22 protein-coding genes and 1 tRNA gene are annotated in these 24591 nt (G+C 57.1%); 14 read left to right on the top strand and 9 right to left on the bottom strand.

What is annotated here, in order from left to right:
• The first annotated feature begins 164 nt into the window (after nucleotides 1-164).
• Together VQ830_RS16715 and chrA are read left to right on the top strand one after the other, a co-directional pair.
• Nucleotides 165-722, top strand: a complete 558-nt coding sequence (locus VQ830_RS16715; RefSeq protein ID WP_337269280.1) for an HNH endonuclease — start codon at nucleotides 165-167, stop codon at nucleotides 720-722.
• Between the two features lie 82 nt (nucleotides 723-804).
• Nucleotides 805-2193 carry a chromate efflux transporter gene (gene chrA, locus VQ830_RS16710; protein ID WP_337269279.1) on the top strand — a complete coding sequence of 463 codons (1389 nt, stop codon included), beginning with the start codon at nucleotides 805-807 and terminating at the stop codon, nucleotides 2191-2193.
• Nucleotides 2194-2251: 58 nt separating this feature from the next.
• On the opposite strand, the gene VQ830_RS16705 is transcribed toward chrA, so the two are convergent.
• A complete protein-coding gene (locus VQ830_RS16705) occupies nucleotides 2252-3283 on the bottom strand; it encodes a substrate-binding domain-containing protein (RefSeq protein WP_337269278.1) in 1032 nt (343 codons plus the stop codon).
• A 125-nt stretch (nucleotides 3284-3408) separates the two neighbouring features.
• On the opposite strand from VQ830_RS16705, the gene VQ830_RS16700 reads away from it, so the two are divergent.
• The 6 genes from VQ830_RS16700 (at nucleotide 3409) to VQ830_RS16675 (ending at nucleotide 10013) form a co-directional block, all read left to right on the top strand.
• Nucleotides 3409-4443, top strand: coding sequence for a Gfo/Idh/MocA family protein (locus tag VQ830_RS16700; protein ID WP_337269277.1), 1035 nt, complete (start codon nucleotides 3409-3411; stop codon nucleotides 4441-4443).
• Nucleotides 4444-4453: 10 nt separating this feature from the next.
• Nucleotides 4454-5347 (top strand): sugar phosphate isomerase/epimerase family protein, encoded by an 894-nt coding sequence (locus VQ830_RS16695; protein WP_337269276.1) that lies wholly within the window; start codon nucleotides 4454-4456, stop codon nucleotides 5345-5347.
• Between the two features lie 294 nt (nucleotides 5348-5641).
• Complete coding sequence (locus tag VQ830_RS16690; protein WP_337269275.1) at nucleotides 5642-6907, top strand: ABC transporter substrate-binding protein; 1266 nt, start codon at nucleotides 5642-5644, stop codon at nucleotides 6905-6907.
• Between the two features lie 161 nt (nucleotides 6908-7068).
• Nucleotides 7069-7968, top strand: coding sequence for a carbohydrate ABC transporter permease (locus VQ830_RS16685; protein WP_337269274.1), 900 nt, complete (start codon nucleotides 7069-7071; stop codon nucleotides 7966-7968).
• A 3-nt stretch (nucleotides 7969-7971) separates the two neighbouring features.
• Entirely contained in the window at nucleotides 7972-8856 is an 885-nt protein-coding gene (locus tag VQ830_RS16680; RefSeq protein WP_337269273.1) for a carbohydrate ABC transporter permease, read from the top strand.
• Between the two features lie 68 nt (nucleotides 8857-8924).
• Nucleotides 8925-10013: an ABC transporter ATP-binding protein gene (locus tag VQ830_RS16675; protein WP_337269272.1), complete on the top strand. Its 1089-nt coding sequence runs from the start codon at nucleotides 8925-8927 to the stop codon at nucleotides 10011-10013.
• A 16-nt stretch (nucleotides 10014-10029) separates the two neighbouring features.
• Here the strand turns inward: VQ830_RS16675 and VQ830_RS16670 are convergent, their stop codons facing one another.
• The 4 genes from VQ830_RS16670 to VQ830_RS16655 all read right to left on the bottom strand — a co-directional run bounded on the left by VQ830_RS16670 (nucleotide 10030) and on the right by VQ830_RS16655 (nucleotide 12953).
• Nucleotides 10030-10542: a disulfide bond formation protein B gene (locus tag VQ830_RS16670; protein WP_337269271.1), complete on the bottom strand. Its 513-nt coding sequence runs from the start codon at nucleotides 10540-10542 to the stop codon at nucleotides 10030-10032.
• A gap of 112 nt (nucleotides 10543-10654) precedes the next feature.
• Nucleotides 10655-11245, bottom strand: coding sequence for a YqaA family protein (locus VQ830_RS16665; protein ID WP_337269270.1), 591 nt, complete (start codon nucleotides 11243-11245; stop codon nucleotides 10655-10657).
• Nucleotides 11246-11457: 212 nt separating this feature from the next.
• Nucleotides 11458-11542: transfer RNA gene (locus VQ830_RS16660), tRNA-Leu, on the bottom strand.
• Nucleotides 11543-11660: 118 nt separating this feature from the next.
• Nucleotides 11661-12953, bottom strand: a complete 1293-nt coding sequence (locus tag VQ830_RS16655; RefSeq protein WP_337269269.1) for an MFS transporter — start codon at nucleotides 12951-12953, stop codon at nucleotides 11661-11663.
• A gap of 123 nt (nucleotides 12954-13076) precedes the next feature.
• Here VQ830_RS16655 and VQ830_RS16650 point away from each other — a divergent pair, with 123 nt between their 5' ends.
• Nucleotides 13077-13658, top strand: coding sequence for a TetR/AcrR family transcriptional regulator (locus VQ830_RS16650; protein WP_337269268.1), 582 nt, complete (start codon nucleotides 13077-13079; stop codon nucleotides 13656-13658).
• Nucleotides 13659-13666: 8 nt separating this feature from the next.
• On the opposite strand, the gene VQ830_RS16645 is transcribed toward VQ830_RS16650, so the two are convergent.
• The 4 genes from VQ830_RS16645 to secA all read right to left on the bottom strand — a co-directional run bounded on the left by VQ830_RS16645 (nucleotide 13667) and on the right by secA (nucleotide 20232).
• Nucleotides 13667-14461 (bottom strand): class I SAM-dependent methyltransferase, encoded by a 795-nt coding sequence (locus tag VQ830_RS16645; RefSeq protein WP_337269404.1) that lies wholly within the window; start codon nucleotides 14459-14461, stop codon nucleotides 13667-13669.
• A 137-nt stretch (nucleotides 14462-14598) separates the two neighbouring features.
• The gene (locus VQ830_RS16640) at nucleotides 14599-15894 is read right to left on the bottom strand and encodes a GNAT family N-acetyltransferase (RefSeq protein ID WP_337269267.1); all 1296 of its coding nucleotides are present in this window, start codon (nucleotides 15892-15894) and stop codon (nucleotides 14599-14601) included.
• 2 nt (nucleotides 15895-15896) lie between these two features.
• Complete coding sequence (locus tag VQ830_RS16635) at nucleotides 15897-17306, bottom strand: lipopolysaccharide biosynthesis protein (RefSeq protein WP_337269403.1); 1410 nt, start codon at nucleotides 17304-17306, stop codon at nucleotides 15897-15899.
• A 211-nt stretch (nucleotides 17307-17517) separates the two neighbouring features.
• Nucleotides 17518-20232 (bottom strand): preprotein translocase subunit SecA, encoded by a 2715-nt coding sequence (gene secA, locus VQ830_RS16630; RefSeq protein ID WP_337269266.1) that lies wholly within the window; start codon nucleotides 20230-20232, stop codon nucleotides 17518-17520.
• Between the two features lie 246 nt (nucleotides 20233-20478).
• On the opposite strand from secA, the gene VQ830_RS16625 reads away from it, so the two are divergent.
• The 5 genes from VQ830_RS16625 (at nucleotide 20479) to VQ830_RS16605 (ending at nucleotide 24464) form a co-directional block, all read left to right on the top strand.
• Nucleotides 20479-21441 (top strand): peptidylprolyl isomerase, encoded by a 963-nt coding sequence (locus VQ830_RS16625; protein WP_337269265.1) that lies wholly within the window; start codon nucleotides 20479-20481, stop codon nucleotides 21439-21441.
• Between the two features lie 119 nt (nucleotides 21442-21560).
• Complete coding sequence (gene argJ / locus VQ830_RS16620; RefSeq protein WP_337269264.1) at nucleotides 21561-22802, top strand: bifunctional glutamate N-acetyltransferase/amino-acid acetyltransferase ArgJ; 1242 nt, start codon at nucleotides 21561-21563, stop codon at nucleotides 22800-22802.
• On the top strand, nucleotides 22783-23592 hold the full coding sequence (locus tag VQ830_RS16615; protein ID WP_337269263.1) for a GNAT family N-acetyltransferase: 810 nt from the start codon (nucleotides 22783-22785) through the stop codon (nucleotides 23590-23592). The genes argJ and VQ830_RS16615 overlap by 20 nt, the downstream gene beginning before the upstream one ends.
• Entirely contained in the window at nucleotides 23589-24002 is a 414-nt protein-coding gene (gene mutT, locus VQ830_RS16610; RefSeq protein ID WP_337269262.1) for an 8-oxo-dGTP diphosphatase MutT, read from the top strand. The genes VQ830_RS16615 and mutT overlap by 4 nt, the downstream gene beginning before the upstream one ends.
• A 135-nt stretch (nucleotides 24003-24137) precedes the next feature.
• Complete coding sequence (locus tag VQ830_RS16605; protein ID WP_337269261.1) at nucleotides 24138-24464, top strand: hypothetical protein; 327 nt, start codon at nucleotides 24138-24140, stop codon at nucleotides 24462-24464.
• Nucleotides 24465-24591 lie beyond the last annotated feature (127 nt).

The following is a 24591-nucleotide window of genomic DNA, read 5'->3' as shown; positions in this document are numbered from 1 at the left end:
TGAGAAAGCTGAGATTTTTAAAGAAATTGAAGATTTTGGGCCGATTTTTCTGATCGGGCATTTCAAATCGTCGATTCTGGGTGACAAAATTATTGGGACTTCACAATAGCGTCACAACGCGCCTAATATAAGGATGCAGATGCCGAATCGATCAGGAGGGTTCCTTGACGATTGCAGTCTCTCCCCAGGCCCTTCCGGCGCTCGTGTTGAACGCCGACTATCGGCCGTTGAGTTATTATCCCTTGTCGCTCTGGTCCTGGCAGGACGCGATCAAGGCGGTCTTCCTTGACCGTGTGAATATCATTGCCGAGTACGACCATTCCGTATCCTCACCGAGTTTTTCGATGCGGCTGCCGAGTGTTGTCAGCCTGAAGACATATGTGCAGCCATCGCGGCATCCTGCCTTCACCCGGTTCAATGTGTTCCTGCGCGACCGGTTTCAATGCCAGTATTGCGGATCGCATGACGAACTGACATTTGACCACGTCATCCCACGCGCCCATGGCGGTGAAACGACCTGGCAGAACGTCGTTGCCGCGTGTTCGCCGTGCAATCTCAAAAAGGGCAGCAAGCTTCCGAAGCAAGCCGGCATGTTCCCGGCGCAGAAGCCGTATCAGCCGACCGTTCAGGATCTGCACAACAACGGCCGCCTGTTCCCGCCAAACTACCTGCACGAAAGCTGGCTCGACTATCTCTACTGGGATAGTGAATTGCAGCCTTGATCTCTTGCAATTCAACGCCGTGCCGTCCGGCTCGTATGTCTCAATCTCCGGCGCTCATATCGGCCTTGCGGCGTGAGCGCCTATGACTGACAGTCGAGCGCAGAGCCGGAGCGGCGATGTCGTTCCGCTGCCGGAGGCCGTCAAGGTCTGGGCGCGTGTGGCAGCTCTCAGCTTCGGCGGTCCTGCCGGTCAAATTGCCGTGATGCATCGCATCGTCGTGGAAGAAAAACGCTGGGTGGGAGAGCATCGTTTCCTCCACGCGCTCAATTACTGCATGCTTCTGCCAGGGCCAGAAGCGCACCAGCTCGCGATTTACATCGGATGGCTTCTCAACAAGACGAAAGGGGGCATCATTGCCGGGCTCCTCTTTGTCCTGCCGGGTTTTCTCGCGATTCTTCTCCTCAGCTATATTTATGTGATCTTCGGGAACGTCGCTGCGATTCAGGGCCTTTTCTTTGGTCTTAAGTGCGCAGTGCTCGCGATTGTCGTCCAAGCTGTGTTCAGGATCGGAGGAAGGGCGCTCAAGAACAAAGTCATGATCGCGATTGCGGCGCTCGCCTTTGTTGCAATTTTCGCGCTTCATGTGCCGTTTCCAGCGATTGTTATTGCAGCCGCGATGGCGGGCTATGTCGGTGGGCGGAGCGGGCTGCCTGCCTTCAGGGTTGGCGGCGGGCATCAGTCCGCATCGGACAAGACCCTTGAAGATCGGGACTCGGTGCTTGGCGAGGACATCCCTACGCATGCGCGGCCTAATCTCGCCTGGTCTCTCAAAATCTCGGGCCTGCTCGCATTGCTCTGGTTCCTTCCCGTGGTCTCGCTCATCCTTGCGCTCGGATGGGATAATGTCTTTTCGAGGATTGGCCTGTTCTTTAGCCAGATGGCAGTCGTCACCTTCGGCGGCGCTTACGCCGTGCTCGCCTATGTTGCCCAAGCTGCGGTCAATCACTATGGCTGGCTTCGTCCTGGAGAAATGCTCGATGGGCTGGGCATGGCGGAAACGACGCCTGGTCCCTTGATCATGGTGACCCAGTTTGTCGGCTTCCTGGCAGGCTATAGAGATCCCGGCAGCTTATCGGCACTGACAGCGGCGACGCTCGGGGCGATCCTGACGACCTGGGTGACGTTTTTGCCAAGCTTCCTGTGGATCTTTGCCGGCGCGCCCTTCATCGAAACCTTGCGTGGCAACAGGGCGCTTGCCGGGGCTATGTCGGCCATCACGGCTGCCGTTGTCGGGGTGATCCTCAATCTTGCCGTCTGGTTTGGTCTTCATGTGCTCTTTGCCGAAATCCGATCTGTCGCTTTTGGCCCGCTGATGCTGGACGTCCCTGTCTTCAGTTCGCTGGTGGCGCCTTCCCTCGTTCTCACGCTGCTGTCGGCCTTCGTTATTTTCCGTCTCAGATGGTCGGTCATCGCGAGCCTATGCATGGCCGCTGTGCTCGGCATAGGTTGGCGGTTGCTATCGCCGATTTGAAAAGTCGAAGGCAGTAGTTCCCTCAGGGACAATCGATCGACCTCTGATCACAGCAGCCTCACCTGTCCGGGCCATCGCTTTCGCCGGGGGCAAATGTCAGCGGCCAGATCAAGGTCTCCGGCGCATCCGGATAGAAGCGATTGTAAGCCTTCATGGTCGAAAGCAGCATCTCTCCCAAGCCTGTTCCGAGATCTGAGAGGGAGCAGCGGAAGCAGGTCAGCCTCGGCTGGAGGAATTTTGTGCGCGGCTGCTCGCGAAAGCCGATGACTGCGATATCGCGTCCGGGCAACAGCCCTTCTTCTTCCAGCTTGCGATAAAGCCCGATCGCCATCAGCTCGTAAACCAGGATAACTGCGGTTGGCCGTTCGGCCAGTTGAAGCAACTCGCATCCGGCTTGGTAACCGCCTTGCTCGCTTGCGCCGACGCGGATCACAAGCTCGTCGTTAAAAGCGATGCCGTGCCTTTGTAGGCTGGCGCGATAGCCTTCAAGGAAAACGTGGCCGAGATTGATATCGCTGGACGGGACGACGACGGCGATCCGTCGATGTCCTTTGGCAACCAAACGATCCACGGAAAAGCCGGCGACGCCTTCGAAGTCGAGATCCGCCCAGCGGAAGGGATGTGCGCTTGCGCTCCGTCCGAGCGCGACAAACGGGATCTTCGCCTTCATGAGAAAATCGAAGCGTTTGTCGTTGCGCCGCGTACTGGTGATGATGAAGGCATCGACGATATGGCGCGCGACCATTCGCTTTAGATATTCAAAGCGGTCTTCCTCGTTCGGACAGGGAAGCATGACGAGGTCAAGCTTATGCCGGCTAAAGACGCTTTGCAGGCTCGCCGTCAGGGCAGGAAAGAAGTTGTCGCTGTTTTCGATTGCCTCTGCATTCCAGTCCGTCATCAGCCCGATGACGTTGGTCTTTCCCTGGCGCAGGCTGCGGCCCGATTGATTGGCGACATAACCAAGTTCTTCAGCGGCTGCGAGGACGCGTTTACGCGTTTCCTCGTTGACGTCGTGCTTTCCGTTCAAGGCGCGCGAAACCGTTCCGATCGAAATATCAAGATGCTCGGCCAGCTTTCGAATGCCTGCCATCCGTGTTGTCTCCTCCGTCCGCCTCTTGCTCTCTATTGACATAGCATCTCACTTCCGCATAGTCTCGTAAACGTTTACGGAGCGAGGTTAGGAGGAGACTTGACCTCACCGACGGAGGAAAATTCTTGAGATATAATGCCGTTCTTTGCGGGTGCGGAGCTATGTCGAAAGGCTGGCTCACGGCCATCACGTCGGATCCGATGCTAGCGGGGTCGATCGATGTCGTCGGCCTGGTCGATCTGAATAGATCCGCGGCTGAGGAGTTGGCGGCTCAGTATGGTCTGGATAAGGCAGTAATTGGCTCGGATCTTGCTGATGTTATCGCAAAGAGCGGCGCCAACATTGTTTTCGACGTCGTTATTCCGACTGCCCGCTTCAATGTCGTTTCGACCGCCTTGAAGAGTGGTTGCCATGTCTTGAGCGAAAAGCCGATGGGCACCTCGCTGGCGGAGGCGGCTGCTCTCATCGACCTCGCTGCCGAACGAGGTCAAATGCATGCCGTGGTTCAAAATCGCCGCTTCATTTCCGGCGTCCGGCGCTTGCGTCGATTTGTCGAAAGCGGTGCGATCGGCACGTTAACCGCACTCCACTGTGATTTCTTCCTCGGGCCGCATTTTGGCGGTTTTCGCGAGGATATGGATAATGTGCTGCTTCTCGATATGGCGATCCACACATTCGATGCAGCGCGCTTCATGGCGAACAAGAAGCCGCTGGCTGTTTACTGTGTCGAGAAGAACCCGATTGGCTCCTGGTATCGACATGGCGCTTCGGCCAATGCCGTCTTCGAGTTTGCCGACGATGTCGTCTTTACCTATCGCGGGTCCTGGTGTGCCGAAGGTGAGCCGACGAGTTGGGAAGGTCGCTGGCGGCTGATTGGCTCCAAGGGTATGCTCACCTGGGATGGGGCCGAAGATTTTCGTGCAACGGTCGCCGGCAATGAGCCTGGCCTTTTGCACGGCTTTGTTCTCGCTGACGTGCCGCCGCCTGAACATGACGAAGAGACGCATGGCCATGCCAGCGTGATCGCGAGCTTCGTAAACGCGCTTGATACTGGAAAACCTCCCGAGACTGCCGGCTTTGACAATATCCGAAGCCTTGCCATGGTTTTTGGCGCAATCGAAAGTGCCAAGACCGGGAAACGTGTTGAAATTGCTGCTTAAGGTTTGAACAATGTCTGATCCCGCAAAAGCCATCCGCATCGGCACCATGCTTCAATCGACCAATTCGGATCCCGCAAGGCGGATTACCGAAATTGCCGATATGGGCTTTGAAAGCTTCCAACCTTTCTTCTGGCAGACGACGAATGGCAAAGACCTTGCCGAGCTTGGCAAGCGCTGCCGTGAGGCGATCGGCGACCGCGACATCACTATCCCGACGCTGGGTATGTTCGGTAACCCGCTTGAAGAGACTGAGATGGACCTTCAGACTCTGAAAGGCTGGAAAGATTGTATCGACAATGCTCATCACTTCGGTGCAACCTGTGTCGCAGGCTTTACCGGGCGTGTTCGTGGCCGACCGCTGCCCGAAAGCCTGCCGCGCTACCGGCAGGTCTGGAGCGAGCTTGCCAAGCGCGCCGCCGACAAGGGCGTAAAGATCGCGTTTGAAAACTGCGCCATGGATGGCAACTGGCAGAGCGGCGATTGGAACATCGCCCATAATCCCGATGCCTGGGAGATGATGTTCAACGAGACGCCTGACGACAATCTCGGTCTCGAATGGGAACCCTGCCATCAGATGGTCTATCTCATCGAGCCGTTGCCGCAGATCCGCAAGTGGGCCAAGAAGATATTCCACGTGCATGGCAAGGATGCCACCATTCGCTGGGATGTCATCAAGGAGCACGGTATCTTCGGCAAGGTGCCCTTCGTATTCATGCGCACGCCAGGGTTTGGCGACAGCAACTGGACCGACATCATTTCGGAACTGCGTCTTGCTGGATTTTCCGGATCGATCGACATCGAGGGCTGGCACGATCCTGTCTACCGGGACGATCTGGAAATGACCGGCCAGGTGCACGCATTGCGCCACCTGAAGCAGGCGCGTGGCGGAGACTTTGTTGCCTGACGAGAGGGTATAATCTGACCGCAGTGAAAAGAGGAGCGGTCGGATGATGCTTGAATTGAAAGGCTGAGAGTGCAGATCGGACGCAATCGTTTCGAACGGCGCTCTGATGTGCTGGTGGTAACTGCTGGAGGAGGTGTCGGCGGTTGCAGTCGGCAGACCCTTGAGTATTGGACGATCGATACGATGGGGTGAAGGACAGTGATCTTCCCGGTGCGATCGGGAAGAACGCTTTGGCGGTGAGGCGAGCAACGCCGCTGGGGAAGGTAAGACGCTCAAGACAGTGGAGGAGCACGGATGAGCAAGTTTACCCGCTTGATGGGGGCTGCAGGCGTCACGCTGATGATGGCGGCCGGTGTAGCGCAGGCACAAAGCAAAACATTCAGCGTGTGGTGGTTTGAGCTGCCCGATACGCCGCAAGCCAAGGCTTGGACCAAGGCTGTCGAGGAATTCAAGGCCAAGCATCCCGGCGTCGAAGTGAAGTTTGAGCAGAAGACATTCGATCAGTTGCAAAAAGCAGGCAGCATGATTTTGAACTCGGATCAGGCGCCCGATGTTCTGGAATATAACAAAGGTAACGCGACGGCCGGTCTCGTCGCCTCCCAAGGGCTTTTGACACCCCTTGACGACGTCGTAAAACAACGCGGCTGGGATAAGATCCTGCCCGAAGCCAATCTCCAACTCAGCAAATACGACGAGACCGGCATCTATGGGTCGGGCCCGATTGTGGGTCTTCCAGCCCATGCGGAATTTGTTTCCGTGTTCTATAACGAAGATATGTTCAAGGCGAACAACATCAAGATACCGACTTCGATGGAAGAGTTCGAAGCGGCGCTTGAAGCCTTCAAGAAGACAGGCGTTACCCCATTGACCGTTGGTGCAGTTGATTCCAACGGCCAGCACCTCCTTTATACGCTTGCGCTGACCCAGGCCGACGATACCTGGGTGAAGAACTACCAAGGGCTGAAAGCGCCGCTCGACACGAAGCCTTTCCTTTTTACCGCACAGAAAATCGCCGACTGGATTAAGAAGGGTTATATCTCTAAGGACGCGACCGGTCTGAAGGACATCGACGTGGCAGGTCTGTTTGCCGCGGGCAAAGCGCCGATGCTCGTTGCCGGGACCTGGAATAACGGCAAGTTTGCCGCCGGCATCAAGAATTTCCAATGGAACCAGTTCCTGTTCCCGACGCCGCAATACAGCGTCGGTTCCACCGGAAACCTTTTCGTCGTGCCGAAGAGCGCGAAGAACAAGGAATACGCCTATGACTTCATCGATATCCTGCTGAGCAAGGAAAATCAGAACCTGCAAGCCAATTACGGCGGCGTTGCCGTGGCGGCAGACCCTGCCAATATTACCGATCCGATCGGCAAGCGAAATGTTGAGATGTTCAAGCAGATTGCCGACAAGAATGGGCTCGGCTTTTATCCCGACTGGCCTGTTCCAGGTTATTACGAACTGCTGAACCAAGCCGATACGGGTCTGTTCAGTGGCTCGATCACTCCTGAGCAATTCGTCGAACGATTGAAGAAGGCTTATGATGACGAGCAGTCTTCCCGCTAAATCGCTTCGCGCATCGTCGCAATTGCGGTTTACGCCTTAAGGTCCCTTTTGCATGTCGCAGCCGGTCACAGATGAGAGTTCGGCGCGACATGCATCAAGGCCTTAACCTGAGCGGCGGGCTGTGACCGGCCCGCCTCGTTGCTTCCCAATGGAGAACGACGATGGCGAATGCCAAGGCAACCAGCAGAGCAGGCTATTATCTTTATCTCATTCCCGGCTGTACGGCCCTGATCTTGATCGTGCTCGTGCCGTTGATCGCCAATGTCTTCATCAGTCTGACGGCCTGGAAAGGGATCGGCACGCCGCGCTTCATCGCGTTCGACAATTACGTTCGGCTCCTGAGCGACACGGTGTTCTGGGGTTCCTTCAAGCACGTCGGTCTTTTCGTCATTCCGATGACCATCCTGCCGATCATGCTTGGTCTTGTCCTGGCGGCGGTGCTTTATGATTACGTTGCCGTTCACTTCAGCGAAAGACTGTCGAGCTTTTTTCGCGCCGGCTTTTATCTGCCACAGATTCTACCGCTGACAGCCGCTGGCGTATTATGGAGCTGGATTCTCAATCCCGTCGGCGTCGTCAACGCCGCCTTGAAGGGGATCGGCCTCGACTTCCTGGCACAGAACTGGCTGGGCGATGCCAACTACGCGATCTGGGCCATTTCAGCGATGATTGTCTGGATTCAGGTTGGATATTGCCTCGTGGTCTTCATGTCTGGGCTGGCGCGCATCGATCCATCGCTTTACGAGGCAGCCGAACTCGACAACGCGACCTGGTTCATCCGTTTCCGCTACATCACCATTCCCATGTTGAAGCCGGAAATCTTCGTGGTGGCCCTCACGACCTTGATCGCAGCGCTGAAAATGTTTGCGCCTGTCTATGTCCTGACTTCGGGTGGTCCGGATAATGCGACGACGGTGCCTTCCTTTATGTCCTACTATCACTTCTTCACCACCAACCGGGTCGGTTATGCCGCCGCCATCGCAACCCTGCAAACGGCTGCGACGATCATCGTCGGCGTCTTTTTCCTGCGCGTGCAGTCCCGGCAATCGGAGGAGGCATAATCCATGGCTCTTGTTGCTCCCTTTCCCGCAAAAGAAGCGGCACAAAATTCTGCCGCCCACCGGATCAGCCGGGGTAAAGGTGCCTGGTTCGTGCTCCTGATCCTTTTCGTGCTGCTGCTTGGCACACTCTTTCCCTTCATCCTGGCGGCGATGAACGCCATCAAGGCGCCTGCCGATTATGGCGCGAATGGCCCACTTGCCTTTCCTCGTTCTTTCGACCTCACAGCTCTGCAGAACTTCTGGGTCAACGTGAATTTTCCTCGAAAGCTCTTCAACAGCATTCTAATCAGCGCGTGCACGGCCGTCCTGTCGGTATTTCTCAGTCTTCTTAACGCCTACGCGATCGGCATCGGTCGGGTCCGAGGCGGGCGGGCGCTCCTGGTCGTGCTGATGATTTCGATCATGGCGCCGCAAGAAGCGCTCGTTTATCCACTTTATTACATGGCCAAACAGGTTGGCCTGTTCGATTCGATGATCTCCGTCATCTTGATCCTCGGCGTCTTGCATACCGCGTTCGGGACTTATCTCTTGTCGTCCGTGCTGAGCACCTTTCCGAAGGAGATCATCGAAGCGGCTCTCATTGACAATGCCAGCCGCTGGCAAATCCTCTGGTCAGTGGTGGTGCCGGTGCTGCGTCCGACGCTCGCGGTCCTTGCAACGTTCTTCTTTATCTGGACCTGGAATGAGTTCTTGATTCCGTTGGTTTTTCTCGTGTCGAACGACAATCAGACCGTCTCGGTTTCGATGGGGGTTCTGGTAGGTGCCACCACATCGGATCCAACCGCCATTGCGGCCGCCTCGCTGCTCGGCGTCACGCCAACGATTATTTTCTTCCTGATTTTTCAACGCACGCTCACCAGAGGTGTCGCCGTCGGCGCAGTTAAGTAGCCGCAAGGGGATCCGTAGGAAGTAGGCACCAGAGGACGCTTGGCGTCTTTCATATGAAGGAGACAAGGGTGTCAGGCATACAAATCAAGTCATTGAGCAAGAGCTTTAGCGCGTTTCAGGTATTGAGCGATATCGACCTGACGATCGAGCGCGGCGAATTCGTCGTGTTTCTGGGTGGCTCCGGTTGCGGAAAGTCGACGCTGCTTAGAATGATTGCGGGGCTCGAGAGTGTGAGCAGCGGCGAGATCTGGATCGGTGGGCGGCGCGTCGATCAGCTCGCGCCTGGCGAACGCGGCGTGTCGATGGTGTTCCAGTCCTATGCGCTTTATCCGCATATGTCGGTGCGCGATAACATGTCCTTCGGATTGAAGAATATCAAAACGCCGAAAGCTGAAATTCAAAAGAGGGTTGATGCCGCTGCAAAGATCCTCGAAATGCCGCACCTTCTCGATCGAAAGCCGTCAGAACTATCCGGCGGCCAGCGCCAGCGCGTCGCTATCGGGCGCGCCATCGTGCGAGAACCGGAGGTCTTCCTGTTCGATGAGCCGCTATCCAACCTCGATGCAGGGTTGCGCACGCGCACACGCGTCGAGCTTTCTCAGCTTCACCAGAGGCTTGGTGCGACAATGATCTTCGTGACGCATGATCAGGTCGAAGCAATGACCTTGGCAGATCGGATCGTGCTCCTCAACAACAGGAAAATCGAGCAGGTCGCTACGCCGACCGAGATCTATACGCGTCCTGCTACAAGGTATGTGGCTGGGTTTGTCGGCTCTCCCGGCATGAATTTCCTGCCCATCAAGGCCGTGGCCGACGAGGGCGGCTTTATTGCTGTGACGCTTGCCGATGGCGCGGGGGTCAAAACCTCTATCCGATCCGGCGACGTGCCGCAGGGTTCGCTGACGCTGGGCATCAGGCCTGAACACCTGGTGATGGCAACGAGCGCACCGGCCGACATCAACGGAACGCTTGAGACCGTGGAGCGTCTCGGCGACCGTTCGCTCCTGCACGTTCGCTTGAAGGACGGCTCCAAGCTCATCGGAACCGATCCCGGCATGAGCGGCGCTTCGGTCGACAGCGCCGTCGGTTTTACGATCGATAAAGCGAAACTTGCCCTTTTTGACGATCAGGATATTGCCTATCATCCGGCTCATTAGCGCCGGAGGTTCACGATCAGGCAGATTTGCGAACCCCGATAAATGCAAAGACGGCGAGCGCCAGACTTGCGATAAAATTCCAACCTGCGAAGGACAGGCCGAGGACGCGCAGAGCAGCATCCGTGCAGGACGGTCCTTTGATGGTATTGAGGTCACTCAAAAGGTTGCTGGCATCCTGGGTTACACCGGCAGCCGAGGTAGAGCAGGTCGCTGGCCCTGGCCAGAAGTGCCATTCTACGCCGGCGTGGTAAGCGGCCATGCCTGCATCCACCACCATCAAAAGGCCAACGGCGAGGATAAGTGCACGTGGAATCCACGCGGGCGTACGTGTCAATGTTAGAACCGCAGCAAGCAACGCGATCGGAATGGCATAATAATAGGGCTGGCGCTGCAGCAGGCAGAGCGCGCAGGGGATGTACCCGCCAAGATGTTCAAAGCCAAGCGCAGTCCCGACGACCGCAGCCATGGCGACGGCCAGAATAGCGGCGTAGGTAAAGGTAGGGCGGGAGACAGAAGCTGCAGCGGTCACAATGTTTCTCCAGAACCTTAAGTCAACGTCACCGTAATGGCTTGGGCGAGATCGACAGGTGGCACCATTCAAAGTTTAGAACGCCCGATGTCGAATCAGAGCGAAAATGACGTCAATGAGCAAGAAGTTTGTAGGCGAGGAAGGCTAGGATCACGACGACCGCAGCAATGCCGACGATCTGGCCGAGCCTTTTCTCTATAAAGTGGCGTATCGGTTCGCCATAACGGCGCAAAAGCCAGGCAAGCGCAAAGAATCGTGCACCACGCGCGATGACGGCTGACACGATGAAGAGCGTCAGGCTCATATTGATGACGCCCGAGAGGATGGTCACCACCTTGATGGGCGGTAGATGCGCAAGCCCCGAGGTCACCAGCAGCAGCAGGATCCACTCGCTATCGAAGTAGTTCTTCATCTGCTCGAAGCTGTCGAGCTTGCCATAAAATTCCAGGATCGGCCGCGCAACGCCTTCGAAAAAGTAATGTCCGATAGCCCAGCCAGCAATGCCGCCAAGAACCGACGCGATGGTCGCCACAGTTGCATAGCGGTAGGAGCGTTCAGGCTTGGCAAGAGCCATCGGCAAAAACAGCACGTCGGCCGGAACCAGAAAAACGGAGCTTTCAACGAAAGCAATGACAGCAAGCCAGACTTCAGCCGATTTGCTGGCGGCGAGGGACATTGTCCAGTCATAAAGTCTGCGCAGCATTCAGATCCTTTCCACCGCCTCTTTCGCAGCGCAAAAACTGTTGCTGCGCATGCTCAAAAACGCCAGGAGGAGGTTTAGGGATATGATTGCCCGCTGTAAATGCCCCTCTGTGACATGACAAAAGGCGCGGTCACATTTTTTCGTGAAACGATGTTTCTACAGCTCGCGCAACTTCGCGCTGCCGGCTGTGTAATCACTCTGAAAAGAAGATATGGTGCGGGCGGTCGGACTCGAACCGACATGTCTTTCGACGGCGGATTTTGAGTCCGCTGCGTCTACCAATTCCGCCACGCCCGCACAGGGCCGATGTTGCAAACAGTGTTGCAAAACCTGACGAGGCGGGTCTCTAGCATGGGGCGACGGGGCTGCGCAAGCGGGCGGTTGACCTGCTTGCGCTTTTTCTGTCAATGCCTCTCTAAGCGGCCGCAGGTGTCCTGACGGTTATGCCGGGCTTCTGCAGTGTAATGGCAAGGATTGCCGCGAGAATGCAGAAGGCGCCAGCGATGAAGAACGCCGGAAGATAGCTCGACAGCGCGGTGCGGGAGAGCCCAGCGCCATAGGCTGCCGTTGCCGCCCCCAGTTGATGCCCGGCAAAGACCCAGCCGAAAACAAGACCTGCTTTTTCCCGTCCGAAACGATCGGCAGCGATCTTGACTGTTGGCGGTACCGTCGCGATCCAGTCGAGCCCGTAAAAGATTGCGAAGATCGAGAGGCCATAAAACGTGAAATGGCTGAATGGCAGGAAGAGCAGGGAAAGCCCGCGCAAACCGTAATACCAGAACAGAAGCCAGCGATTGTCGAACCGGTCAGACAGCCAGCCGGAGCCCACTGTGCCGAAGAAATCAAAGATGCCCATGACGGCAAGCACACTGGCGGCGGCAACCGGAGCAATGCCAAAGTCGCCGCATAGAGTCACAAAGTGGGTTTGAATGAGGCCATTGGTGCTTAATCCGCAGATGAAGAAGGTTGCGAACAGGATCCAGAATGTGGAGGAACTCGAAACATCCCGCAGCGTCGTCAGCGGTGTTTTCAGCGCCGCCAACAACGTGCCTCTTGCGGGCGCCGGTGCAATCTGTACCTCACCGAACGGCGCAAGGTTCAGGTCGGATGGTCGGTCGCGCATCAACAACACAACGATCACAGCCGCAACGGCGATCATGGCACAGACGAAAAGCACCGTGGCGCGCCAGCCATAATTTGCCGTAAGGTCCGCCATCAGCGGCAGAAAGACGAGCTGGCCCGTCGCCGAACTGGCCGACAGCATCCCGACCACCAGACCGCGGCGCTTGGTAAACCATCGCGCTGAAACGGTGGCCGCAAGAACCATGGCCGTCAGCCCGGTGCCGAAGCCGACGACGATGCCCCAAAGGGCTAGAAGCTGCCATAGCTGCGTCATGAAGATGGAGCCGATGAAGCCTGCTCCTATCAACGCCAAGGCAAAGATGATCACCCTTCGAACACCGTAGTAGTTCATGAAGGCTGCGGAGAAGGGACCCATAAGGCCAAATAGCAAAAGGCGAACGGCAAGCGCCGAGGAAATCTGCGAAGTTTCCCAACCGAACTCGTCCTGCAACGGCTTGATCAGTACGCCCGGCGCGCCCATGGCGCCCGCCGTTACGAGCATTGTCAGAAAGGTGGCGACGACGATCACCCATCCATAGTGGACGTTTCGCCTCGCGAGGCTGGCAGCAAGCGGCGTGGATAACATTGGCGATCCATTTGTCTGGGTGATCAATCCATCACCTATTTAGATGATGGTCATCATGTTTCTTGCACATTCATGACGTGATCGTGTAGTTTGTCAAGGCTGTGTGTGAGCCTGGAGTTTAGAATGCGTGTCAGCCGCGAAAAATTTGCCGAAAACCGCGAAAAGATCATTCTCGTTGCAGGAAGAATGTTTCGCGAGCGGGGCTTTGACGGTGTTGGCGTTGCCGACATCATGAAGGCGGCTGGTTTTACGCATGGCGGCTTTTATGGCCACTTCCAATCAAAGGATGAGCTTGCAATCGAGGTCTGCAAGGGACTGATTGCAAAGGTCGAGGACCGCTGGAGCGAGATTATCGCAAGCAATCCCGCAAGGCCTTTAGCGGCTTTGCTTGAGCATTATATTTCCTGGTGCATGATCGATGACCCGAGCGATAGCTGTGTCTTTGCCGCCCTGATGCATGAAGTCAGTCGCAGCGAAGGAGAGATGCGAAAGGTCTTCAACGACGGCCTCAGTATGCTGGCTGATCTCCTGGCACAAATTGCGCCCGGTGCGACGACGCAAGAAAAGCGGAAAAACGGCCTGACGACGCTGGCTTCGATGATGGGAGCGATCAATCTGGCACGCGCTGTCGAAGACCGCGCCCTGGCCGCGGAGATCTTGTCCTCCATGCGTGAAAAACTTGGGGCGCGTGCGCTGCAATCGTGAAATTGCCGTCAGCTTCGTCGGGCGATCAAGCCGAAAGTCTCCACATATTCGCAGTAGTCTCCGCCTGAGGAGAGCGCTGCTAATTCTGACCGCAAAGCGGCTTCGAAGGCCTTTGCTCGCCCGCCCAGAGCCTGAACCGAGGTGACTGACATGGAGAACGCGCGGCCGACAATGTCATCTGCTGTCAGATGACGCTTTTCGACGACGCCAATCCGGAGGAGGTCGTTGAAGGGCGATTCCAAAAGAAAGGCTTCGTGTGGCGCCCAATCCGCCGAGCGCCTCTTGTCGCGTTCGGCGGCGCGCTCCGGTGAAAAGCGTGTCGAGAGTTCGTTGAGCAGGCCACGCCAGTCAGGCGCACAACTGATGTGACGATCCCCGAAAAGAACGACCGCGCCGCCGTTCCTTGTCAGACTGTCGAGAGATTGCAGCGTTTGAGCGCGATCCATCCAATGGAAGGAGCGTCCCATGACGGTGAGCGCGAGCGGACCAAGGCCGGGGCCTAAATCATAGGATGAGCCTTGTCGGAATTCTGCCGCAACGCCTTCCTGCCGCGCGGCTTCGCGTGCGGCCTCGAGCATTTCAGGTTCGGGATCCATGCCGATAACTGCAGCTCCTGCAAGACGGGCAAAGGCGATGCCGAGCTGGCCAGGGCCACAGCCGAGATCGAGCAGGCGCTCGCCGGCGCGAAACCCGGTTTCAATTGCCACCTTTTGAATGAGGCTGTCCGGATAGGGAACTCGATAGCGCGTATAGTATGCGGCTGTTGAACGAAAACGATCTGCTTCAAAGGCAACGGTCATAATGGTGTACTCGCCAAGGAATGAAGAAGCAGAAGCCGGTATGAAGGTGCTTTATGGCAATAACATAACAGGCCACCGTTCCGCCAACCCAAGAGGGACGGCGCGCCGTGAGCTTTATCGTGATGGATGGAGCGTTCGGATCAATCCGTTCGCACGCGCGATGCCTTGGCGTTGGCAGCGAGCGATAAGATGCGATCGCGCAGCATTTTGGCCATGTTGCGCGTGCTGCGATACAAATGCAGTTGCCCCGTGACCTGGCGCACGTCCCTGTCGCTGTTTTGGGTCAATCCCACGACCAAAGTGCCCATTTCCTCACGCTCCTGCCAAAAACGGCTCATGATCGGGTGATCGGGAACGGCGCAAGAATCCGAGCGGATGATGTTAGGATCGTCGAGGTGCCATTCCGTCAATTCGGCCATCAGCAGCTTGCCAGGCGAATAGCGCGCATATTCTTCCGCGTAAGCCGTCTTCCAGGTATAGGCCTCGCTGCCCATCATGAGAACGACGACGGCAGCAATGGCCTTTCCATTGAGGTCGATGGTGTGGATACGCACGGCATCGATCGCGGAAAGGTTCGAGATGGCCTCTCTTGCGAAGGCAGTGTGGTAGCGGTCCGTGACGAGCGCGCTTCGGCGTTTACCCTTCCAGCCGCCCGCTTCGAGGGCCAGGAATTCTTCGAACCGGCGGTAAACATCGCGTGGTTGACGCGCAATATTGTAAGCGACCTCGCCCTTTTCTTCGAGAAGCCGCCACTGACGCCGCATCTCGCGCATATGCGAACTCGAAATTGAATCCTTCAAGTAATCGAGAGCGTCTTTCTCACTCTCCAGCATCGGCCTCAGCGCCTTGTCCGTAACGGCCACCGGAAGATTGCGCGCCATCGCAACAGCCTTCAGCATGCGCGAAAAAACGCCATTGAGCCGCAGGTCCGGCAAGACCAGAATTTGCGGCATGCGCAGATCATCGTGGGTCAGCGCCTCCAGAAGATTGTCGAGCGTTTCGGCCGTCCCTTCGGCATCGATCAACGGCGTGCCGAGCGGTGCAAAGTGGTTCGACCAAATACGCGTGATCGAGGGACCAACGGCAAAGCCGGGACGTTCGGTCGAAAACGGCATCAACAGCCGAAGCCGATTTCGCTCCGCGTTGCGGTCACGCATCAGCAGGAAATTCACCCGGCGCTCATCCAGTCGCGGCATGGCGGGAGCTAGGAAGCGTGCGGAGAAAAAGACGTTTGGCTCCAGAGCGCGGTTGGAGAGAAAATCAAGCTCGTCCTGAAGGTCGTAACCGATCTGACCCGGATAGATGCAGAGTTCGCGCCCCTGCCTGCCGATTTCGATGCGTGTTTCCGTTGGGCGAGTTTGTAGATTGAGAGCAGCAAGATCGCTGATCATCCGGTCGCTCGGTTCGGAAAAAGGAAGATGTGGCGGGCGGCTCATCGTCACGCGACTCCTTCACGTCTTGCTGATGCTGGCAGTACAGCGCAAAGCCGGATGCCGAGTGCATGGCGGCAGGCGATGTGAAGCAAAAGCGCCTCGAAGGCCATCGCCGATGCGGTGGCAACCGCCGTGCCGACGATCCCGAAATGCGGAATGAGCACCACGTTAAGCACCACATTGGCGCTGAGCACGGCGGCATAGACGCAGACGCAAATGTTCTGGCGCCCGGCCATCATCAGCAAGGTTTCGGCTGGGCCAACAAGCGCCTTCATCAGGATGCCGCACAGAAGAATGCCCATCAGAACATAACCTGCCGTGAAGGCGCCGCCGAAGAGCGACAGCAGGAGATGCCCGAAAGCGAGAATGACAAGGCCCAATGCAAGAGCTGGCCAGAAGGTCCATCGCGCAGCTTCGCCGGCAGCTTCCGCCAGTTTGCTTTGCGAGCCTTCCGCCATGATGGTTGCAAAGCGCGGACCTGATGCGGCCTTCACCGAAAACATGATGAAGTGGACAAGCGCCATGGTCTTTGCTGCAGCGAAATAGATTGCCACATTGTGCGGTTCGAGAAAGATACCCACCACCACGACGTCGGAATTGGTGAGAAGAAAACCGGCGGCCTCGACGAGAAATATCGGACCGGCCACGCCAAACCAGCGGGCAAGCTCAATCTTGCGTGGTCCGCTGTCGTAGTGCCGCCGTAAGCGGAAAAGCGTTGCCGCATATTGCCCGAGAGCGGTTACATAAGTCGCAAGAAGCGCCACCTGCATTGCTGTGACGGCCGTTGCCGGCGCACCTGCCAAGGCAGCCGCTCCCATGAAGACGATGATCAACAGAGGTCGAACAAGATAGACCGGCCCCAGGGCCATGATCGGCCAGTGATTGGCGCGCGAGGTTCCCTCCAGCATATCGCCGAGCGTCACCATCGGCATGGCCAGAAGGCCGATGAATGCCGGTAAGAGATAATAGGGCTCAATCCGATCTCCGAAAAAATGCAGAAATGCCATGCCTGCGAGCATGAGGCAGGTGCCGGAGACCAGGGCGAAGACCCTTGCAGTTCCTGTCAATCCACGGATTTCGGCAAAGGCTCCGTCCGCTTTGTATTGCGGCAGAAAGCGGATAATTGCGATGTGAAAGCCGAAGCAGCAGAGATCCCCGCACAGAACGATCAGCACCCAGACAAAAACAAAGATGCCATACTGATATTCGCCCATCAGGCGTGCCAGGGCGATCTGAGAGAGGAAGGCAAGGCCAGCGCTGGCAATTCGGATGGCAAATGCGACCAAAGCCATGCGCTGGGCGGCCGCCTTGTCGCCTCGTTCGAATAGGGCGGCGTGAAGAGCTGCAACTGCCTTCTGACCGGCCGGCCGCAAACGCGCCGGTAGCATTTTTTCCGCCGCCTCGATGACCGCCATAACAAACACGCACTACTTTACGTTACGGACAAACTCTCCGTGAAGTCTTGCCGCAACAAAGTTAAGAAAGCGTTCGCCAGCCCGTTTAGCGACAGAGTTTAAACCGCGCAACGGGTTTTGGCCGAGCCTTTTCCAGAGATGAAAAAGCGGCTGCGCCAAACGCAGCCGCCTATTGATCTCAGGACAATCCGCCAGTGGTTCAGAAGTGGCTTTACGCCTGTTCGAAAGCACCGTGGCAGTGCTTGTATTTCTTGCCCGAGCCGCAGGGGCAGGTTTCATTTCTGCCCACCTTGCCCCAGGTCGAAGGATCGTTCGGGTCGCGATTTTCCGGCGGAACATAAACATCGGCAGCGCCATAGGCCGCTTGCGCAAATTCATTTTCGCCGGTCGTCGGATCAAGGTGCTCCGCATGCATCTCAAGCGGCTGCGGTTCGCTCGGCTGCTGCACCAACTCCACCCGCATCAGCTGTGCGGTTACGCCCTGGCGCAGGTTGCCGATCAAGGCATTGAACAGCTCGAAGGCTTCCGACTTGTATTCCTGAAGCGGATCGCGCTGAGCATAGCCGCGGAAACCGATGACAGAACGCAGATGATCGAGGTTGACGATGTGCTCGCGCCACAGGTGGTCCAGCGTCTGCAGCAGGATTGAGCGCTCCACATAGCGCATGATATCGTCGCCGAAACGTTCTGCCTTTTCGGTGAAGGCGGCATTAGCGGCTTCGGTGATGCGCTCGCGAATATCGTCTTCGGCAATGCCTTCTTCCTTGACCCAATCGTCAATCGGAAGATCGAGATTGAGAATGTCCGCTACCTGCTTCTTCAGCCCTTCGGCATCCCATTGCTCGGCGTAGGCGCGCTCCGGAATATGTTTGTCGACAAGCTCTTCGATGACTTCGCGGCGCATGTCGGAGACGGTCTCGGCAATATTGTTGCCGTCCATCAGATCGAGGCGCTGCTCGAAGATGACCTTACGCTGATCGTTCAGAACGTCGTCATATTTCAGAAGGTTCTTACGGATATCGAAGTTGCGTGCTTCGACCTTCTTCTGGGCGCGCTCCAGGGCCTTGTTGATCCATGGATGGACGATGGCTTCACCTTCCTTCAGGCCGAGCTTCTGCAGCATGGAATCCATTCGGTCCGAACCGAAAATGCGCATCAGATCGTCCTGCAGAGACAGGTAGAACTTCGAGCGGCCAGGATCGCCCTGACGGCCGGAGCGACCGCGCAGCTGGTTGTCGATACGTCGGCTTTCGTGGCGCTCTGTGGCAATCACGTAAAGGCCGCCGGCTGCGAGCGCCTTTGCCTTGAGTTCCTTAATTTCCTGACGGATCGCCTGTTCACGCGCTTCGCGCTCCGGGCCTTCCGGAACATCGGCAAGCTCGCGCTCGGCGCGCATGTCGAAGTTACCGCCGAGCTGGATGTCGGTACCACGACCCGCCATGTTGGTTGCGATCGTCACGGCGCCCGGCACACCGGCCTGGGCGACGATATAGGCTTCCTGTTCGTGATAGCGTGCGTTCAACACCTGGAAGTTCGTGAAACCTTCCTTGCGCATGCGATCTGCAAGATATTCCGACTTTTCGATCGACGTCGTGCCGACGAGAACCGGCTGGCCGCGCTTGTGTGCTTCAATGATTTCGACCGTGATCGCCTTATACTTCTCTTCGAAGGTCCGATAGACTTCATCGTCTTCGTCGATGCGCTGAATCGGAAGATTGGTCGGAACTTCGATGACATCGAGGTTATAGATATTGGCGAATTCTTCCGCTTCCGTTTGCGCCGTACCGGTCATGCCGGCGAGCTTGTCATACATGCGGAAGTAATTCTGGAAGGTGATCGAAGCCAGCGTCTGATTTTCCGGCTGGATCTGCACCTTTTCCTTGGCTTCCAGCGCCTGATGCTGACCTTCCGAATAACGGCGACCTGGCATCATGCGGCCGGTAAACTCGTCGATGATGACGATTTCGTCATTGCGGACGATGTAGTCCTTATCCCGCTGGAAGAGCTTGTGTGCCTTCAAGGCGTTGTTCAGATGGTGAACGATGGCGACATTTTCGATGTCGTAGAGCGAGGCGCCTTTGAGGAGACCTGCATCACGGAGCAGGTTTTCGAGCTTTTCGGTGCCGGCTTCGGAGAATGCAGCCGAACGCTGCTTCTCGTCGATTTCGTAGTCTTCAGGCGTCAGGGCCGGGATATAGGCATCGATCGTCGTGTAGAGATCCGAGCGGTCGTCCAATGGGCCTGAAATGATCAGCGGCGTCCGCGCTTCATCGACGAGGATCGAGTCCACCTCGTCGACGATCGCGAAATTATGGCCGCGCTGGACCATCTGCGCCTTCTCGTACTTCATGTTGTCGCGCAGATAATCGAAGCCGAGTTCGTTGTTCGTCGCGTAGGTAATATCGCAGCGGTAGGCTTCGGCGCGCTCTTCGTCTGTGAGCCCATGGACGATGACGCCGGTCGTCAATCCGAGGAAGCTGTAAAGCTTGCCCATGGTCGCTGCGTCGCGCTGTGCCAGGTAATCGTTGACGGTAACGACGTGAACACCCTTGCCGCTCAGTGCATTCAGATAAACGGGGAGCGTGGCGACCAGCGTCTTGCCTTCACCCGTCTTCATTTCGGCGATAGCGCCGGAGTTCAGGATCATGCCACCGACCAGCTGTACATCGAAGGGACGCATGCCCAGAACGCGCTTGGATGCTTCGCGCACCACGGCAAAGGCCGGGATGATGATATCGTCAAGCGTCTTGCCTTCGGCGAGCATCTTGCGGAATTCGACCGTCTGCTGCGCGAGCTGCTCATCGGAAAGCGCGCTGGTCTTTTCCTCGATCGCATTGATGGAAGCCACTTTCGGCTGAAACGACCGAACGCGGCGATCATTGGAAGAGCCGAAAATTTTGCGGGCGAGACCGCCAAAGCTGACCATGCAAATGGTCCTTTCTAAAATAAGCCGTTTCCAGGTCTCGCTCCTTCGAACTTCAGAATTTGGAAGTCTGCCGAGGAACGACCGGAAACTGTTCTGGACGCGAGGTTGCGTGACAGATAAGAGGGGGGTCGAATTATGTCAACGGATTTGGCCGATATAGAAAGGCCACATTCCAGTGCTGATGGCTGTTTTCGAGCCGGTTTGGTCAGATCGACACCGGTGGTTTAACTTGTGAAGGGTTATTGGATGTTGAGCACTCCCAAACTTGCCGTGATGGCAATGGCAGCCTTTGTCGCGCTGCAGGCGCCGGTTCATGCGCAGGACAAGGCAGATCCGGTTGTTGCCAAGGTCGGTAATGTCGAGATCCATCAGTCTGAACTTGACCTTGCCGTCAGCAACCTCGATCCGCAGCTCGCGCAGCTTTCTGACGAGCAGAAGAAGATCGCCGGGCTCTCGGCTGCAATCGACGTGAAGCTTCTCTCCCAACAGGCAGCTGACGAAAAGCTCGACCAGACCGCGGAATTCAAGAAGCGGATGCAGTATTTGTCGGATCGCGAGCTGCACAACGCTTACTTCAAGAAGCATGTCGTCGACACGATCACCGATGCCGAAGTCAAGGCGCGTTACGACAAGGAAGTCGCTGCCCTGCCCAAGCAGGAAGAGGTGCACGCCCGTCACATCCTCGTCAAGACCGAAGACGAAGCCAAGGACATCATCAAGCAGCTGGATGCCGGCAAGGATTTTGCCACGCTCGCCAAGGAAAAGTCGACCGATCCCAACAAGGATGACGGCGGCGATCTCGGCTATTTCAGCCGCGGCCGCATGGTCAAGGAATTCGAAGACGCAGCCTTTGCGCTCGACAAGGGTGCCTACACCAAGACACCCGTGAAGACCGACTTCGGCTATCATGTCATCAAGGTTGAAGACAAGCGCGACGCACCGCCTCCGCCGTTCGATCAGGTCAAGGACCAGGTTCGTCAGCTGATCATGCGCGACAAGTATCTTGCTCTGCTGGCGGATGCCAAGCAGAAGGAAAAGATCGAGATTTCCGATGAGACGCTGCGCAAGGGCTACGAAGACGCCAGCAAGATGCAGCAGCAGGGCGGAAGCGATATTGAAGGCGATGCACCTGGTGCTGCACCCGATGCGGCTGCGCCAGATGCAGCAGCCCCAGATGCCGCGACCCCGGACGCTGCTCCCAAGCAGTAATTCATGATGCCCTTTCGGGCTTCATCGTAATCTTCCAGATGGCCGCATCCTGCAAAGCGAGATGCGGCCATCGCCATTCGGCACGATCGAACATCTTCGGCACGTTCAGGAGACCATCTATGTCTGCGACTGTTTCGCCTCTGGCACCCAAGATTTTTGCTTCCATGCCTGCCCTTCGCGGCGTTCGCATGGCAACAGCTGCCGCGGGGATCAAGTATAAGAACAGGACGGATGTGCTGTTGATGGTCTTCGATCGTCCTGCCGCCGTTGCGGGCGTCTTCACCCGTTCGAAATGCTCCTCCGCGCCGGTCGATTTTTGCCGCGCCAACTTGTCGCATGGCCAGGCGCGGGCCGTAGTCGTCAATTCCGGCAATGCCAATGCCTTTACCGGTCAGAAGGGACGGGCTGCCACGGCTCTGACGGCCAAGTCCGCAGCGGCGGCCGTTGGCTGCAGCGAAAGCGAAGTCTATCTTGCATCGACAGGCGTCATCGGAGAGCCTCTCGATGCCACGAAATTTGCCGGCGTTCTGAGCGACATGCACCAGAAGGCCGATGGTGACTTCTGGTTCGAGGCCGCCAAAGCGATTATGACCACGGACACCTATCCGAAAGTGGCAACGCGGTCCGCAGACATCGGCGGCGTGAAAGTCATCCTTAACGGGATTGCCAAAGGCGCCGGCATGATTGCGCCCGATATGGCGACCATGCTGTCTTTCGTGGTGACGGATGCCGATGTCGCGCCGGCCGCGCTTCAGGCGATGCTATCGGACGGCGTCGGCCCGACCTTCAATTCGATGACTGTCGACAGTGATACCTCGACCTCCGACACTTTGATGCTTTTTGCGACAGGAGCTGCCGCGCAGGATGGGCAGGCCCGCATCGAAGACGCCGACGACAGTCGCCTTGCGTCGTTTCGCGCCGCTCTGAACGATCTCCTCAAGGATCTGGCCTTGCAGGTTTGCCGCGATGGTGAAGGCGCGACGAAGATGCTTGAAATCACCGTCACGGGCGCAGAAAGCGATGCCGCTGCCAAGCGTATCGCGCTTTCCATCGCCAACTCGCCGCTGGTCAAAACGGCGGCCGCCGGCGAGGATGCCAACTGGGGTCGTATCGTTATGGCCGTGGGCAAGGCGGGCGAGGCTGCGGATCGCGATAAGCTTGCAATTTGGTTCGGCGATGTGCGCGTTGCCGTGGACGGCGAACGGGATCCGGCCTATTCCGAAGAAGCGGCCTCCGCTGTCATGAAGAGACAAGATATTCCTGTGAGGGTTGATCTCGGACTGGGGCAGGGGAAAGCCACCGTGTGGACCTGCGACCTTACCAAGGAATATGTCGCAATCAATGGCGACTATCGGAGCTGATTGGATAGTGACCGAGAACGAAATCATTGCGAGACCGAGTCTGCCCCTAGTGCGCCGCCTGGAGGCCGTCGGTTTTCGTGCCTGGCCCGCCTCTACGGTTCAATATGATGGCAGCTGGCAGATCAGACTGACGGCAGGTCATCCGTCAAATCGGCTCAACTCCATCGTGCCGCTCGACCCCTTCGATTGCCGCGACGCGGAACTGCGCCTCGATAAGGCAACCCGCAAGTTCGAGGCCTATGGCCGTCCGGCCGTTCTGCGCCAGACTCCGCTCGCCCCGCCGGAACTCGTTGACATCGTTAAGGCGCGCGCATGGACTCACTTCGATGAGACGATGGTGATGACGTGCGACCTTCTTAACGCGGTATTCCCGGATACGCTCGATCATCTGCCGACCCATGATGTGGGTCGCTTTGTCGATGCCAATCTTACGATTGAAGATGTTTCGTCCAAACTGAAGCCGGCGCTTGCTGAAGTGATTGCTTCGATCAAGCCGCCGAGCGGCCTGTTCATGATCGAGGACCCGAGCACGGGGCCGGTTGCGACTGTGCTTTGCGTGCAAGACAACGATCTGGCCGGCATCATGTCGTTATCGGTGGTCCGGCATCGGCGTCGGCAAGGGATCGGTCTTGAGATTCTAACGTCGGCATTGCGATGGGCGCGCATGCGCGGCGCTCGTATGGCCTGGCTTCAGGTCAAGATCGCCAATGCTGGCGCGATCGAGCTTTACCGTCGTCTGGGCTTCATTGAGGCTTACCACTATAGCTATTGGCGAAAGGCGCAGGGATGAACGAAGTCGGCAAGCCGCTACTCCTCGTTGCAGCCTGCGCTTTGATCGACAGCGACGGGCGCATTCTTCTTGCACAGCGTCCGGAGGGTAAATCGCTGGCCGGGCTGTGGGAGTTTCCAGGTGGCAAGCTCGAGCCCGGCGAGACACCTGAGGAAACGCTGGTGCGCGAACTGGATGAGGAACTGGGTGTGACGACGAAGGTCGCTTGTCTCGCGCCACTCACCTTTGCCAGTCACAGCTATGAAAAATTCCATCTTCTCATGCCGCTCTACATATGCCGACGCTACGAAGGGATCCCGCAGGGGCGGGAGGGGCAGGCCATCAAATGGGTTCGTCCCAAGGCCCTGCGCGATTACCCGATGCCGCCAGCCGATGAGCCCTTAATCCCTATTTTGCAAGATTTACTTTGAATTCATACTTTGCCGTCACGATCATAAATCGTCCTGAAGTGACGCAACCTCCTGTGGATATTAATCGATCGTTTAACACCTTCTGCCAATGATCAGGCTCATCAAGCACGTAACGCGTGAAAAAGGCTTGAGGCAATGGAAGACGATTTTTGGAAAGCAGTGCGCGAAAAGGAACGGCTGTCGGCTCCTCCGACAAGGACTGGCGCGTTGAATATCGCCTTGTTGTTCGGCACAGCTGCTGTTGCGCTGGCTCTTATTCTTACGCCCATGCTTGCGGAGAAGACGAAATCCGGCAGCGTCTTCGCCAGCGCTCCTGAATTCGATGACATCGTCACGGGTTCCGTGCCGAAAGAGCCTTCGGATCATTCTGGAAAGCGCTATATTATCCGCCGCAGCATTCTTCAGGACACTCCAGGATCAGTCTGCATCACGCCGGGCTATGCAGCCGAGCCGGGTTGCTGACGGTCTCTAGCCTCCTGACCTCTTTAAAAGAACAGCGCACTCCCTGGAGTGCGCTGACTTTCTTGTTGGTGCCATCGAAACTCATGCGTTGTCTGCTGCGGCAGTGACGCATGATGCTTAAGACGAT

The organism is Oryzifoliimicrobium ureilyticum, from assembly GCF_037199735.1.
Classification (GTDB): Bacteria; Pseudomonadota; Alphaproteobacteria; order Rhizobiales; family Rhizobiaceae; genus Rhizobium; species Rhizobium ureilyticus.
This window is presented reverse-complemented; position numbering and strand designations above follow the sequence as displayed.

Bases quoted from the DNA above. Each gene is read 5' to 3' on its own strand.
- VQ830_RS16680 (WP_337269273.1), top strand. From the start codon at position 7,972: ATGGCTCTTGTTGCTCCCTTTCCCGCAAAAGAAGCGGCACAAAATTCT.
- VQ830_RS16625 (WP_337269265.1), top strand. From the start codon at position 20,479: ATGTTGAGCACTCCCAAACTTGCCGTGATGGCAATGGCAGCCTTTGTC.
- VQ830_RS16705 (WP_337269278.1), bottom strand. From the start codon at position 3,283: ATGGCAGGCATTCGAAAGCTGGCCGAGCATCTTGATATTTCGATCGGA.
- chrA (WP_337269279.1), top strand. From the start codon at position 805: ATGACTGACAGTCGAGCGCAGAGCCGGAGCGGCGATGTCGTTCCGCTG.
- VQ830_RS16640 (WP_337269267.1), bottom strand. From the start codon at position 15,894: ATGAGCCGCCCGCCACATCTTCCTTTTTCCGAACCGAGCGACCGGATG.
- VQ830_RS16685 (WP_337269274.1), top strand. From the start codon at position 7,069: ATGGCGAATGCCAAGGCAACCAGCAGAGCAGGCTATTATCTTTATCTC.
- VQ830_RS16635 (WP_337269403.1), bottom strand. From the start codon at position 17,306: ATGGCGGTCATCGAGGCGGCGGAAAAAATGCTACCGGCGCGTTTGCGG.
- VQ830_RS16615 (WP_337269263.1), top strand. From the start codon at position 22,783: ATGGCGACTATCGGAGCTGATTGGATAGTGACCGAGAACGAAATCATT.
- VQ830_RS16655 (WP_337269269.1), bottom strand. From the start codon at position 12,953: ATGTTATCCACGCCGCTTGCTGCCAGCCTCGCGAGGCGAAACGTCCAC.
- argJ (WP_337269264.1), top strand. From the start codon at position 21,561: ATGTCTGCGACTGTTTCGCCTCTGGCACCCAAGATTTTTGCTTCCATG.
- mutT (WP_337269262.1), top strand. From the start codon at position 23,589: ATGAACGAAGTCGGCAAGCCGCTACTCCTCGTTGCAGCCTGCGCTTTG.
- secA (WP_337269266.1), bottom strand. From the start codon at position 20,232: ATGGTCAGCTTTGGCGGTCTCGCCCGCAAAATTTTCGGCTCTTCCAAT.
- VQ830_RS16650 (WP_337269268.1), top strand. From the start codon at position 13,077: ATGCGTGTCAGCCGCGAAAAATTTGCCGAAAACCGCGAAAAGATCATT.
- VQ830_RS16605 (WP_337269261.1), top strand. From the start codon at position 24,138: ATGGAAGACGATTTTTGGAAAGCAGTGCGCGAAAAGGAACGGCTGTCG.
- VQ830_RS16695 (WP_337269276.1), top strand. From the start codon at position 4,454: ATGTCTGATCCCGCAAAAGCCATCCGCATCGGCACCATGCTTCAATCG.
- VQ830_RS16665 (WP_337269270.1), bottom strand. From the start codon at position 11,245: ATGCTGCGCAGACTTTATGACTGGACAATGTCCCTCGCCGCCAGCAAA.
- VQ830_RS16690 (WP_337269275.1), top strand. From the start codon at position 5,642: ATGAGCAAGTTTACCCGCTTGATGGGGGCTGCAGGCGTCACGCTGATG.